This is a genomic window from Flavobacterium panacis (assembly GCF_024649945.1).
Lineage (GTDB): Bacteria > Bacteroidota > Bacteroidia > Flavobacteriales > Flavobacteriaceae > Flavobacterium > Flavobacterium panacis.
The window spans coordinates 172,935-187,416 of sequence record NZ_JANKMS010000010.1 but is presented as its reverse complement, the minus strand read 5'-3'; the positions used below and the strand labels follow the sequence as shown (position 1 = coordinate 187,416).

At 34.3% G+C, this 14,482-nt stretch carries 9 protein-coding genes; 6 read left to right on the top strand and 3 right to left on the bottom strand.

All coding sequences use genetic code 11. The features are described from left to right. Window positions 1-7 precede the first annotated feature (7 nt). On the bottom strand, window positions 8-3,136 hold the full coding sequence (locus NQQ59_RS20265; RefSeq protein WP_144216849.1) for a SusC/RagA family TonB-linked outer membrane protein: 3,129 nt from the start codon (window positions 3,134-3,136) through the stop codon (window positions 8-10). A gap of 624 nt (window positions 3,137-3,760) precedes the next feature. Here NQQ59_RS20265 and NQQ59_RS20260 point away from each other — a divergent pair. From NQQ59_RS20260 to NQQ59_RS20240, 5 genes are all read left to right on the top strand, one after another. Then, on the top strand, window positions 3,761-4,477 hold the full coding sequence (locus tag NQQ59_RS20260) for an NUDIX hydrolase (RefSeq protein WP_144216847.1): 717 nt from the start codon (window positions 3,761-3,763) through the stop codon (window positions 4,475-4,477). Window positions 4,478-4,534: 57 nt separating this feature from the next. Beyond that, window positions 4,535-5,233, top strand: coding sequence for an NUDIX hydrolase (locus NQQ59_RS20255; RefSeq protein WP_144216845.1), 699 nt, complete (start codon window positions 4,535-4,537; stop codon window positions 5,231-5,233). A gap of 163 nt (window positions 5,234-5,396) precedes the next feature. Beyond that, window positions 5,397-7,193 (top strand): translation elongation factor 4, encoded by a 1,797-nt coding sequence (gene lepA, locus NQQ59_RS20250; protein ID WP_144216843.1) that lies wholly within the window; start codon window positions 5,397-5,399, stop codon window positions 7,191-7,193. Window positions 7,194-7,421: 228 nt separating this feature from the next. Next, complete coding sequence (locus tag NQQ59_RS20245; protein ID WP_144216841.1) at window positions 7,422-8,036, top strand: outer membrane beta-barrel protein; 615 nt, start codon at window positions 7,422-7,424, stop codon at window positions 8,034-8,036. Window positions 8,037-8,154: 118 nt separating this feature from the next. Further along, the gene (locus NQQ59_RS20240) at window positions 8,155-9,114 is read left to right on the top strand and encodes a helix-turn-helix transcriptional regulator (RefSeq protein ID WP_257698419.1); all 960 of its coding nucleotides are present in this window, start codon (window positions 8,155-8,157) and stop codon (window positions 9,112-9,114) included. A 42-nt stretch (window positions 9,115-9,156) separates the two neighbouring features. On the opposite strand, the gene NQQ59_RS20235 is transcribed toward NQQ59_RS20240, so the two are convergent. Both NQQ59_RS20235 and NQQ59_RS20230 read right to left on the bottom strand, forming a co-directional pair. Continuing rightward, window positions 9,157-9,654, bottom strand: coding sequence for a DinB family protein (locus NQQ59_RS20235; RefSeq protein WP_144216837.1), 498 nt, complete (start codon window positions 9,652-9,654; stop codon window positions 9,157-9,159). Window positions 9,655-9,705: 51 nt separating this feature from the next. Then, complete coding sequence (locus NQQ59_RS20230; RefSeq protein WP_144216835.1) at window positions 9,706-10,185, bottom strand: DinB family protein; 480 nt, start codon at window positions 10,183-10,185, stop codon at window positions 9,706-9,708. 236 nt (window positions 10,186-10,421) lie between these two features. Between NQQ59_RS20230 and NQQ59_RS20225 the strand changes: the two genes are divergently transcribed. Beyond that, window positions 10,422-14,477, top strand: coding sequence for a T9SS type B sorting domain-containing protein (locus tag NQQ59_RS20225; RefSeq protein ID WP_144216833.1), 4,056 nt, complete (start codon window positions 10,422-10,424; stop codon window positions 14,475-14,477). Window positions 14,478-14,482: the final 5 nt, after the last annotated feature.

Genomic DNA, 14,482 nt, shown 5'->3' with positions numbered 1-14,482 from the left:
TTAATTATTAAAGTTTAATATTTAATCCCATCATGAATGTTCTCGGTCTTGGGTAATATCCAACGTCAACACCTGAAGAAAACTTTTGATCATCGTTTGAAGAACCAAATCCTATTTCAGGATCCATACCATCGTATTTTGTGAAAGTATAAAGATTCAACACTGAGAAATAAACTCTGAATTGGCTTGCAAAAAATGGTTTAGATTGTTTCATTTTTGCAAAATCAAACCCTAATGTAACGGTATTGATTCTTAGAAAGTCTCCTTTTTGAATATACAAATCTGAGAATTCTGTAAAGTTTCTATTGTCTTCTGTTACTCTAGGAACTGTATTTGAAGAACCTTCGCCATGCCAACGATCTAATATTGCAGAAGTATAATTTCCATATGCACCAGATTGATTTCTGTATGATTGTACAATCTCATTTCCTGCAACACCATTTGCATTAAGAGAGAAATCAAACGCTTTGTAACTAGCCGAAATAGAGAAACCATATGTAAAATCAGGATTTGGTTTTCCGATGTTTGTTTTATCAGCAACATCAATTTTATCATCGCCATTTGTATTTACATAAATAATATCTCCAGGCGCTGCGTTTGGTTGTAAAACCACTCCATTTGCAGATTTGTAATTATCAATCTGTTCTTGATTTTGGAAAACTCCTCCTGTTTTGTAACCCCAGAAATAACCTAATGGAAGACCATTTTGAGCTCTGTAAAATTCAGGCGAATTATCATATAGTTCTTTAGTCAATCCATGAATCATACCATCTGAAGTAGGGATTTGACCTACTGTATTTTTATTATAAGCACCATTTGCACTTACAGTATAATTGAAATCTCCTATTTTATTCTGATAAGATAAAGCTAACTCAACACCTTTGTTTACGACATCACCACCATTAATATAAGGAGCATCGGCCCCAGCAGTTGCCAAAATTGGCGCTAAAATCAACCAGTCTTTATTCTTTTTATTATAGACATCAAAAGTTACACTTAAAGCATTGTTTAAGAATCTTGCATCAAAACCAAAATCAACTTGCTCTGAAGTTTCCCATTTTAAATCAGGATTTGACAATCTGTTAGGATATGCTCCTGGAGTTAATTCTCCTTCTGTATTACCAAAAATATAATTCGTATAATCTGTTTTTATTGGTGATAAATATTGGAAAGCTCTTGCATTTTGATTTCCAACCTGTCCCCAGCTTGCTCTTATTTTTAAGAAATTAAGCCAGCTTGAACCTTTCAGGAATTCTTCATTAGTCGCAACCCATCCTGCAGAAACTGATGGGAAATATCCCCATTGGTTTTCTTTAGAAAAAATAGAAGATCCATCGACTCTAAAAGTTGCATTTAACAAATAAGTTTCTTTAAAATTGTAATTTAATCTTCCAAAATAAGACATTCTTTTTGTCTCCTGCTTAATCCCTCTAATTGCAATTTTAGCACCTGCTTTGTTAGTAGTATTATCTATCCAAGCATGTTCCAAATCATCAAAAACTGAATCGGCATTGGTAACAGATACCGAAGTACCATCAAAATTAATAGATGATGTACCTAACATAGTTTCAAAATGATGATCAGAAGCAACATTGAATTTATAAGTAAGTAAATTATCCCAAGTTAGAGTTTTCCCTTTATTCATGTTTTGATTCACGGTATCAAAATCATTGTTTGCATAAGTTGACAAGTGATATACCGGTTTGTAAGCGTGTCCTTCACCTGCATAATAATCAAGCCCTAAAGTTGTTTTGAATGTCAAATTCTTAATTGGCTCAATTTGCAAATAAACGTTTCCTAATAATTTCTGATTGTTACTTTCATTCTGATTATTGTAAACCATCATAGCATACGGATTTGCTACACCAGCCAACCATGGTTCAGAATCATTTGTAGTATTATAGTAATTCCCATCAGCATCATACATTGGCAACAATGGATTAGCCTGAAATGCACTTCTTAAAGAATTGTTGTATTGATTACCAACACCAATTCCGTTTTTATCAATGTAAGCGAAACTCAAATTTTCTCCGAATGTCAAAACATCTTTGTACAATTTATGTTCTGAATTGAATCTGAAATTATAACGCTCATAATTAGACAAATCAGCTCCTCCAATAACTCCTTCTTGTCCTAAGTAAGACAATGAAGCAGAATAAACAGAAGTATCAGAACCTCCAGATGCACCAAAAGAGAAATTTTTAGTTGCAGCATTATCAGTAACCATTTTATCTACCCAGTTTGTTCCTGCTCCTAATTGAGCAATTTGTGCATTTGTGAAATAAGGATTTTTTCCTGAGTTTAAAGCTGCTTCATTTAATATTGTAGCATATTCAGTTGCATTTAGCATATCCATTTTTCTTGCTACAGATTGTACTCCATAATACTGATCAAATGTAATTTGACCACTAGCTCCACGTTTTCCTTTTTTTGTTGTTACCAAAATAACTCCGTTAGAAGCCTGAGATCCATAGATTGCAGCCGATGCAGCATCTTTTAAAACCGAAATAGATTCGATATCAGAGTTACTTAAATATGAAATATCGCCTGTCAAAATTCCATCAACAACGTACAAAGGAGCAGTACCCGCCGTAGAACCAGCCCCTCTAATCACTACATTCAAACCTTCACCAGGTTGTCCTGAAGTTGATGTAACCTGAAGACCAGCTGCCTGCCCCTGAAGCGCCTGCAAGGCATTTGTTGTATTCGTTTTAGTCAGGCTCTCACCACTTACCTGAGTAACAGCATTCGTCACAAGTGCTTTCTTTTGTGATCCATATCCGATCACAACCACTTCTTTCAGTTCTGCAGTTTCTGGCTGCAAAGTCACATTGACTACTTTTTGAGCGCCAACTGTAATATTCTGTGTTTTAAATCCTACGAAAGTGATCACTAAAACATCGCCTGTTTTGGCTTCCACTTTATATTTTCCATCAAAATCAGTAACAGTACTCGATTTCGTTCCCTGTACTTGTACAGTTGCTCCGGGAACACCAAATCCGTCTTCGGCAGAAGTGATTGTTCCACTTACAGTTTTAGATTCTTGTGCAAATCCAAACTGCATCATAAATACGCTAAGCAGCACTGTCATAAAATACGACAGCTTTGTTGTTTTAATACAATTTTTGCTTTTCATAATAAGAATTGATTAAGTTTAAGTTATAGTTAGTAATTTTTACCCTAAGAGAAACTTTGGAAAACTTCCCAAGCAGGTTATGCCAAAAATGAGGGCCTGAATCTCATTTCCAACATTTAGTACTTGCTGACTATAAGCAGATGTTTTTAAAACATCAAAATCGATTCTTTTTGCAAAATTGAAGGGCGATAATCTCATCAAAAAAAGCTTTTTAAATCAATTTCTAAAAAAACATTTGTGGTAAGTTTAAGTTAAGCGTAGCTTTGTTCTTTTTTACTTATGGTCAATTTGAATTTATCTTATGGTAAATTTGACTACAAGTGTAAAACAAATTTTCTATATTAACAAAATATTAAGGTTAATTTTTTTCAATTCTGATAAATACCAATTCATTTTTATCAATGCTGTAAAAAGCAATTTAAAAAGGAAATAAAAAATATAGAAAAATCAGCGTTTTATAAAATTGACAATCAGTCGTTTAAGAATTATCGATTTTTAGACCATTTTTAAAGACATTTTTAATCTACTGATTATCAATTTTTTGTTTCGTTAAAAAAAATATAAGGCTTTGAAGAAGGCTAATAATCATTTTATTTATTTAATTTGTCAAAATTTATCTTGAATATGGTTGAAAATGTAGATGATAAAACTGCTTCGAAAAACGAGCACAGTGCCATGAATGCCATCACAATTGACTGTGTTATTTTTGGTTTCGATAAGGGCAGTCTTGAAGTACTTTTGGTACAACACGGAGAAGGAATCAGCAAAGGAAAATGGGGTCTTCCTGGAGGATGGATTTATAAAAAAGAAAGTACAGACGCGGCTGCTCATCGTTTATTGAATGAACTTACTGGTCTTGATAAAATATATCTGGAACAACTGAAGGCGTTTGGAGATCCAGATCGTTTTCCGTTGCGACGCGTTATTACCATCGGATATTATGCTTTAGTAAAAAGAGAAGATTATAATATTAAAGCAGGTTTTACAGCTTCAGATGCAAAATGGTATAAAATCGACAACATTCCGAGTTTGATTTACGATCACAATGAGATTTTAGATTATAGCTTAAAACATCTTCGAAACAGAGTTCGCCAAACTCCAATCGGATTTAATTTGCTTCCTGAAAAATTTACTTTATTGCAACTGATGCGGTTGTATGAAGAAATCTTAGGAATTGAAATGGACAAACCCAACTTTAGAAGAAAAATTCTTCATATGAAACTTTTGGTCGCTTTAGATGAAAAACAACAAGATGTTTCGCACCGAGCCGCTCAATTGTACAAGTTTGATCCTGAAATCTATGAAAAATTAACTGAAAAAGGTTTCAATTTTGAGTTCTGATTTTTTCATTTATAATAAATCAAAAGCCTTTTTTACACTTCGAAATACTATAATAAATTGACAAAAATAACTACTAATACTAAACCAGCTGTTGACGGAATAACAATTGACTGTGTTTTCTTCGGATTTAATAAGGAGAGTCTCGAAGTTCTTCTGGTTCAACACGCTCAAGGCGAAAGTAAAGGAAAATGGGGACTTCTTGGCGGATGGCTGCAACTCGAAGAAAGTGCTGATGATGCCGCACAGCGAATTTTATACGAACTTACCGGACTTGAAGATATTTATCTCGAACAATTAAAAGCTTTCACAAATCCGAAACGTGTTCTCGAAAGACGTGTCGTTACCATTGGTTACTATACTTTGGTGAACAGAGAAGATTATAACATTAAGGCCAGCTTGAAAGTATTTGAAGCAAAATGGTATAAAATAAATGAAATTCCAGATTTAATTTTTGACCATAATGAAATTCTGGATTTCAGTCTCTTACAATTACGAAACAGAGTACGTCAGGCGCCAATTGGTTTTAATCTTTTACCCGAAAAGTTTACTTTATTGCAACTGATGCATTTGTATGAAGAAATTTTAGGAATAGAGTTGGACAAATCAAATTTTAGACGAAAAATTCTTCATATGAAACTGCTGACAGAATTGGATGAAAAACAAAAAGACGTTTCGCACAGAGCCGCTAAACTTTATAAATTTGATGCTGAAATGTACAAGAAATTAACAGAAAAAGGATTCAATTTTGAATTTTAAACCTGATTTTAATTCATTCCCATCAACTATCGTAGATCAACATTCCAGAATCCAAAACTTTGCGCTATCTTTGCGCCTTAATAACATGCTTTAAAGCAATTGCTTTAGTCTGTTTTTACACCCAAAAATACTTAAACTCGTTATAGAGAACTGATATATACAAATGAAGAAGATACGTAATTTTTGCATTATTGCACACATTGACCACGGTAAAAGTACATTGGCAGACCGATTACTTGGCGCAACACAAACCGTAACGGCCCGTGAAGAAAAAGCTCAATTGCTTGACAACATGGATCTGGAACGTGAGCGTGGAATTACCATTAAGAGTCATGCCATTCAGATGGAATACAAATACAAAGGAGAAGAATATATCTTAAATTTAATTGACACTCCTGGTCATGTTGACTTTTCATACGAAGTTTCACGATCTATTGCTGCCTGCGAAGGAGCACTTTTGATTGTTGATGCTGCTCAGAGTATTCAAGCACAAACGATTTCAAACTTATATTTAGCTCTTGAAAACGACTTAGAAATTATTCCAGTTTTAAACAAAGTCGATTTGCCAAGTGCTAATCCAGAAGAAGTGAGTGATGATATTATCGATTTACTAGGATGTAAATTAGAAGATATTATTCACGCCTCTGGAAAAACTGGTTTTGGTGTTGAAAATATTTTGGCTGCCATTATCGAAAAAATCCCAGCTCCAAAAGGAGATCCAGAAGAACCATTACAAGCTTTGATTTTTGACTCGGTTTACAATCCATTCCGTGGAATTGAGGTAATCTTTAGAGTTGTAAACGGTGAGATTAAAAAAGGCCAGAAAATTAAATTCATGGCTACAGACAACGAATATTTTGCTGACGAAATTGGAACTTTAAAACTAAATCAGGTTCCTAAGAATGTAGTTTCTACAGGAGATGTTGGGTATTTGATTTCTGGAATTAAAGAAGCACGCGAAGTAAAAGTGGGTGATACCATTACAGATGCAAAAGTGCCTACAACCAATATGATTACTGGTTTTGAGGATGTAAAACCAATGGTATTTGCCGGAATTTACCCTGTTGACACTGAAGATTACGAAGACTTACGTTCTTCTATGGAAAAATTACAACTGAATGATGCTTCATTAGTTTTTAGTCCAGAAAGTTCTGCAGCATTAGGGTTTGGTTTCCGTTGTGGATTCTTAGGAATGCTTCACATGGAAATTATCCAGGAACGTTTAGAACGCGAGTTCGATATGACTGTAATTACAACAGTTCCTAACGTTTCGTATCTGGCTTATACTAAGAAAAATCCAGAAACTGCGTTAATCGTAAACAATCCATCAGATTTACCAGAGCCTTCAAAACTAGACAGAGTTGAAGAGCCATTTATTAAAGCGACTATCATTACAAAAGCTGATTTCGTCGGAAACGTAATGAGTTTATGTATCGAAAAACGTGGTTTAATTACCAACCAAACGTATTTGACAACGGAAAGAGTTGAGTTGAATTTTGATATGCCTTTGGCAGAAATTGTATTCGATTTCTACGATCGTTTAAAAACAGTTTCTAAAGGTTACGCTTCTTTCGATTATTCTCCAATAGGAATGAGAACTTCGAAATTAGTTAAACTGGACGTTCTTTTGAATGCTCAAACTGTTGATGCCCTTTCTGCATTGATTCACGAAGACAACGCTTATAACATTGGTAAAAAAATGACCGAGAAATTACGTGAACTAATCCCAAGACAGCAATTTGATATTCCGATTCAAGCTGCAATTGGAGCTAAGATTATTGCTCGTGAAACGATTAAAGCACTTCGTAAAGACGTTACCGCAAAATGTTACGGTGGAGATATTTCGCGTAAGCGTAAATTGCTTGAAAAACAGAAAAAAGGTAAAAAACGTATGCGTCAAGTAGGAAACGTTGAGATTCCACAAGAAGCATTTATGGCTGTTTTGAAATTGAATGACTAATTCTTTTTTAAGAAAATAGAGGAAAGAAAATAGAATATAGACTGACCCGATAACTTTCATTATCGGGTTTTTTATTGATTTATATTGAAAAATTAAAAAGATAAAACTTACAATTTTATCAAAATATTAACTTGATTAACTCAATTTTAACGCGATAAATCAAATATTTGGCTTCTATTATGATTGAGAACTAATTTTAATCTTACAAACAATTAAATATGTAAGATTATGAAAACCAAATTATCAGTTATTTTAGCCCTATTTACTTTTTGTTTTGCAAACGCTCAGGAATATCAGGCAGAAGCTGAAATGAATTCTGCAAAAGGCGTTACTTTTTCTCAAGGAGATATGTTTCTTGAAGGTTCTATAAAAATTAGTACGGGCGGTGAAGAAGATTATTACGGGTTTAGTCCAAAATTTGGCTATTTTCTAAATGATAAATTTGCTGTAGGAGCAAAATTAGATTATGCCAGCATCAAACAAGAAACACCGTATGAAAAAACAAATGTATTTGGCGTAGGTGCTTTTGCCCGTTATTATTTCTTAGAATTAGATAAAAAACGTTTCAAAGCATACGCTGAAGCTGGTTTAGGATTTGGAAGAAACAAATACGAAAGTGATGTTTTGGACGATACAACAAATAGCATAACAGCAGATATTAATGTTGGTTTAAATTACTTTATTACCAAAAATGTTGCAGTTACTTTTGTATTAGCCAATATGCTTTCTTACAACAGCGTTTCTCCAGAAAACGGTCCGTCATCAGATACTTTTCAGTTGAATATCAATTTATTTGAAAATATCTTTGATCAGCCACAATTCGGATTATTGTACAGATTCTAATTCGTTTATTCAATTTATAAAACAAAAGCTGTCTCAATTTGGGACAGCTTTTTTAGTTCGCAAAACATTTAACCTTTGTAACTTTGAACCTCTGAAACTTTGTAACTAAAAGAAAAAAATGCTCGACGAAACCCCAAAACGATTTGACCGAATTGTTGCTATTTTGATTCAATTGCAATCTAAAAAAATTGTAAAAGCGCAAGAATTAGCCGATCGTTTTGAATGCAGTTTAAGAACTATCTATAGAGATATTCGAACTTTGGAAGCATCTGGAGTTCCTATTTATAGTGAAGCTGGAGTGGGTTATGCTTTAATGGATGGATATAGACTTCCGCCAGTTATGTTTACTCGCGAAGAAGTAAGTAGTTTTATTGCAGCCGAAAAACTGATGCAAAAGTTTACTGATCCATCTCTAGGAACCCATTATGCATCGGCAATGTATAAGCTGAAATCGGTTTTAAGAAGTAACGACAAAGATTATCTGTCAAACATCGAATCTAGAATTGTAATGCAAGATGCAGAACCGATGTTTAATGATAATTCACCAAACACATTGGCCGTTTTGTTTGAAAGTATTGCTGAGAAAAAACAGATTTTACTTTTGTATAAAACTTTCGGAAAAGACGAATTAACAGAACGAAATCTGGAACCTGTTGGTGTTTTTCATGATAATAACAATTGGTATTTTCTTGGATATTGTCATTTAAGAAAAGACTACAGACAGTTTAGAGCAGACCGAATTCAGAATCTAAAAAAAACAGAGTTAGATTTTACAATCGAACATGATTCTTTAGAAACTTATTTGAGTAAAAACGAAACCATTCCGACCACAAAAGTTCGTCTTTTGGTTGAAAAGAAAATTGCGCGATATCTGACATTCGACAGAAAATATCATGGATTTGTTTCTGAAAAAGAAGTTGGTGATAAATTAGAAATGACATTTCTGTGTCGTGATATCGAAAGTGGTTTTCCGCGCTGGTTTTTAATGTTCGGCGATTATGCCGAAATTCTAGAACCCGAATTATTAAAGACCAAAGTCTTAAACTTAATCGAAATCAACAAAAAAAGACTTTCATAAAAAAAACTCCTGAAGAAATAATCTTCAGGAGTTTTTTTCATTTTATTTCTGTTTAATTACATTATAAAAATTATAATCGGTGTTGGAAGCATCTGTAATTCCGACATTTCGCCCCATGGTAACAATCTGTCCACGATGGTAAGTGCCATGATTGATTACCTGAATTAAATAGGCCACAATTGGCAGTTGACATTCAAACCACGGATTTGTAATTTTAACTTCTTTCATTAAATCTTCCTCTGATAATGAATGAATAAGATGATGCAATTTTGTAGACGAATTTAATAAACCATCCCATATTTCATCTTTAGATAATTCATTTTCTGTCTTTTTCTGCGACATCGTTGTTTCAGAAATTACAGAAAACCAATATTCTTCTGTAGACCAAATATGATCAAGTGTTTTCATTATAGTAGAAAAACTTGAAGGTACTTCCGCATAAAGCAAATCATCTGACTTCGGCGAAAGCCAATTTACAAATTGCTGATTTACCCATAAATTGTAATCTGCATAATTGGACATTATCTTTTTTAAACTCATTATTTTTTGATTTTAGATTTGTGAAATAAAAATGATTTGGAGATGCATCAATTATCTCTCCCAGAAAAATGGAGGTTCAATATTTAAAGCTCTTAAATACACATAACCTTGTCCGCGGTGATGCACCTCATTATCAATAAAATACAAAATATTATGAATAATTGGAAATTCATACTGACCAAACAAATTAAAAGTCTCGCTGAAATCTTCTATAGATAACTGTTCCCAATATTTATTGATTTCTTCTGTAGCTTCATCCCATTTTTCAAGATATTGCGCTTTAAAGATCAACTGTTCTGATGCTTCTTTATAAGGCTGAGCATCTCTGTTTACAATTCCTTTCATTGCTGGAGCAGCAATGGCTAAAAGTTCGTCTACTAATTTTGCAAAAGGTCTCATTCCTCCAATTGAAAATTCGAAGAAATCTTTTTCTGGAAAAGCTTCAATTACACGACGAGTTAAAGTACGATGACCTTGCCAATGTTTCAATAAATCTTCTTGTGTAATAACTTGTGCAGCTAATGTTTTCATGGTTTTAAAGTTTAAATATTTTTAATACTTCAAAAGTAGAATGGGCTGGTGACAACAGTTTGTCAGCAGGAAAAAATAATTTTACAATTACTGCTTAAATTTCTCATTTTAACAAAATTGGAATTGTTTTTAATTTTTCATAAAACGACATTAAATAAATCATAAAATACTGACAATCAAAAAATTAAAATAAAATAATTCGTACCTTTAAGTTAGTAGATAAATGAACGTGAATTATGAGAGCTGCCCTATTTCTACTTTTGCTATTGTATTCGACCCTATCTTCATCACAAGGAATTGCAGTCGACACTACAACCATGAGCATACCTGAACTGGTACGAACGGAGTTGATGCAAAATGGCTGTTCAAACGAAAGTAATTTCAAATTCTCCTCACATCAGGGTATCGGTAAATTCACCAACACCAATCCAAACTTCCCTATTTCAAGCGGAATCATTATAAGAAACGGGATGGCCAAATACACAGAAGGCCCGTATAACGGAACTAATGAAAGCAGTAAATTAAACAATTCAACCGATAGTGATCTACAGCTCATTAGTGATAACAACGGACAAACTGTACCAGTTACGGATGTCAGTTTTCTTCAATTTGATTTTACTCCTTTATCCAGTAATTTCAGTTTTGATTTTCTTTTTGCCTCAAATGAATACGGAGAATTTCAATGTGGATTCAGCGATGTTTTTGCCTTTATATTGACGGATCTTACCACAGGAATTTCTACAAATCTTGCTGTAGTTCCGGGAACAAATACTCCTGTTTCTGTCAAAAACATTAGAGATCAACAGTATAATTCTTCCTGTTTATCTGCGAATGCTAATTTGTTTGATCGTTACAATGTTAACGATCCTACTCAATCACCACTAAACATGAGAGGCGAAACCAAAGTTCTGACTGCAGCTTCAACAGTTATTCCGAACAGAACTTATCGAATCAAACTCGCTATCGGCGATTACAATGACAGTAATTATGACTCGGCAGTTTTTATAAAAGGAGGCAGTTTTATGACCACTATGAATTTAGGTCCAGACAGAACAATTTGCGAAGGCGAAAAAATTACTCTTAAATCTGATATTGTCGGTAATTTCAGTTATGTGTGGACATTAAACGGAGTAGTGATTCCAGACGAAACCAGTAATTCTTTGACAGTTGATAAACCCGGAACCTATGGCGTTACAGCAACACTTTCGGGTTGTGTTGTTAAAGACGAAGTGGTTATTGACCAACTAATTATTAAACCTCCACAAAACTTAACTGCTTGTTACAGTACAAGTGGTGTTTATCAATATGATTTAACCACTAATAACTTAGCCTCATTAGGAATTGATCCAGCTAAATATGCTATTTATTATTTTGATTCTTTAGCTTCAGCTAATGCAAACGGACCAATAATACCTGAAAACCAATTAAAATCCTACGTAAGTTCTGGCAATCAAACCATTTACATAAAAGCAGTGCCCATTTACGATAAAACTCTCTTTTGTAACAATATGGTTTTATTCAATTTATTGGTAACTCAACCCATCAATATTGTAAAACCACCAGATTTAAATGGTTGCGATGACTTAGCTAAAAATGTTACTTTCGATTTAACAGCTCAGGAAACCACCATTCTGAACGGATTAAATTCTGCTGAATACAGAATCAGTTATTACAATAGTGAAACTGATGCTAACAATAACAGAAACAAGATTTCAGATCCAAAAGCATTTAGAACATCTTTATCACAATCACCTAAAGCAATTTGGGTACGAGTTGAAAATATTTCGAGCGCGGCTTGTTACGCCACAGTTAGTTTCAATATTATCATCAATCCACTTCCAGTTGTAGATAAAATTCCGAATGTGGTTGCCTGTAATAGTTATACACTGCCACCGATTCAAAATGGGGAATACAATACGGCGCCAAACGGAACAGGAACGAAACTCAATCCTGGAGACGTTATTACCAAAAGTGGTCTTTATTATATTTACAGAGGCCCAAATACAAACAACTGTACCAATGAAAGTACTTTTAATATAACGTTGATTTATGAAATTGGTTTTAAAAAAGAAGCCTGTGGCCAATATGTTCTTCCACTAGTTCCTGCTGGCGGATTTTTCACCCAATCAGGAGGACAAGGAGATTCGATACCGCAGGGCACGGTATTTACAACCAGTCAAACTATTTACTATTATGCCGTAATCGATGGAGCAGTATGTCGTGACATAGCTGTACCTTTTACCGTTTATCCTTTGCCTTTGGTAGACAAACCTGAAAATGTTGTGACTTGTGATTCTTATACGCTGCCTCCTTTGACAAACGGAAATTATTTTACTTTATCAGGAGGTCTAGGAAAAGCGCTCAAAGCTGGAGATAGAATCACTTCCAGCCAGACCGTTTTTGTTTTTGCAAATGATGGAAGATGTACAAATGAAAATTCTTTTAAAATAGACATCATTAATTCTTCCATATTTGTTCCAATTACGCGATGTGGAAGTTTTACTTTACCTCCAATTGCCGTTGGCGGTTATTATGAAAGTCCAGGTGGACAAGGCAAAAACATCCCCGCCGGAACTGTTATCACTAGTTCGCAAACGGTATATTATTATGCAGCCACCACAACTTCGCCCAATTGTACTGAAAATCTTAAATACGTCATTACTATAGATCCGCTTCCATTAGTAGATACACCAGCCAATAGATTAGAATGCAATCGTTATGTATTGCCGCCATTAGCAAATGGCAACTATTTCACACAAAGCAAAGGAAAAGGAAAACAATTAAAAGCAGGAGATATTATTACTTCAACACAAGTTATTTACGTTTATTCGGTAGGGCCTAAATGTACAAATGAACATAGTTTTACTGTCGAAATTAGACCTCTTCCTCCAGTTGACAGTTTTACAGACGTAGTAACCTGCAACGATTTTAAACTTCCGAAATTGAAAAACGGAAAATATTATACCGCTTCAGGTGGTCCAAAAGGTTTAGGAACACAGCTTCTCGAAGGAACGATAATCAATACGACTCAGACTATTTACATTTATAACGAATGGGCAGATTTTACTTCATGTAGCAACGAAACCTTTTTCAAAGTCAATTATAACGGAATCGATGTTGGTAATTTTAGCAATATAAATGTTTGTGACAGTTATACTTTACCTCCACTAAAATTGGGAAATTATTATGCTCAACCTGGAGGAAAAGGTGCAATTATTCCAGCTGGAACTGTCATTACAAATTCACAGACCCTATATGTTTACGCCATTGTCGGTACGCGTCTAACCTGTGTTAGCGAAAAGAGTTTCTCGATTACTATTTCCAAAACTCCAATATTGGTCAGTACTCCTGATGTTGCCATTTGTGGAAGCTATACTTTACCTCCTCTAGCAATTGGAAATTATTACAGCGAACCCAACGCGACTGGAACTCAATATACAGCAGGGCAAAAAATAACTTCCAGCCAAAAAATGTACATCTACGCCGCAGCAACTGCAAATTCAAGTTGTTTTGTCCAGGATGATTTTAATATTACTATTTATCCTCTTAAGAATTTTTCAGTACCAAACGGAATCATCTGTGTCGATTACCAAACAGGTACTTTACAGCATTCTGCACAATTAAATTCAGGAATAAATTCACCAGATTACACAGTGGAGTGGTATTTAGAAGGTACTAAAATGGGTACAGGTCCAACTTACACCGCAACTAAAGATGGAATTTATACCGTTGTTCCTGTCAAAAACGTACCCGATGTTGGTAACGATTGTGGTTACAATCCGACTACTGTTACAGTCGGAAAATCCAGTCAGGCTGTTGCAACAGTATCCGTTTCCGATGCTTTTAAAGATGATATTGATATCATTGTAAACCTTATAAATGGTTTCGGAACTTACGAATACCAACTAGATGATGGCGATTTTCAAACGAACAATATATTTCAAGATGTAGAATCTGGAGAACATGCTATTACCATAAGAGATACAAAAGCCAATTGCGACAATCTTATTTTATTTGCAAAAGTGCTCAAATACCCAAAATTTTTCACACCAAACGGTGATGGCTACAACGACACTTGGAACATTCCAGATCTTGCAGATCAGCCAGATGCCGTTATCACAATTTTTGATCGATATGGCAAACTAATAAAAATGATTAAACCTTCAGGTGCCGGTTGGGATGGTAATTTTGATGGTACCGCACTTCCCTCTTCAGATTATTGGTTTCGAGCCACCTATACCCAAAATGGCGTAATTGAGGAATTTAAAGCACATTTTGCTTTAAAACGTTAATCCTT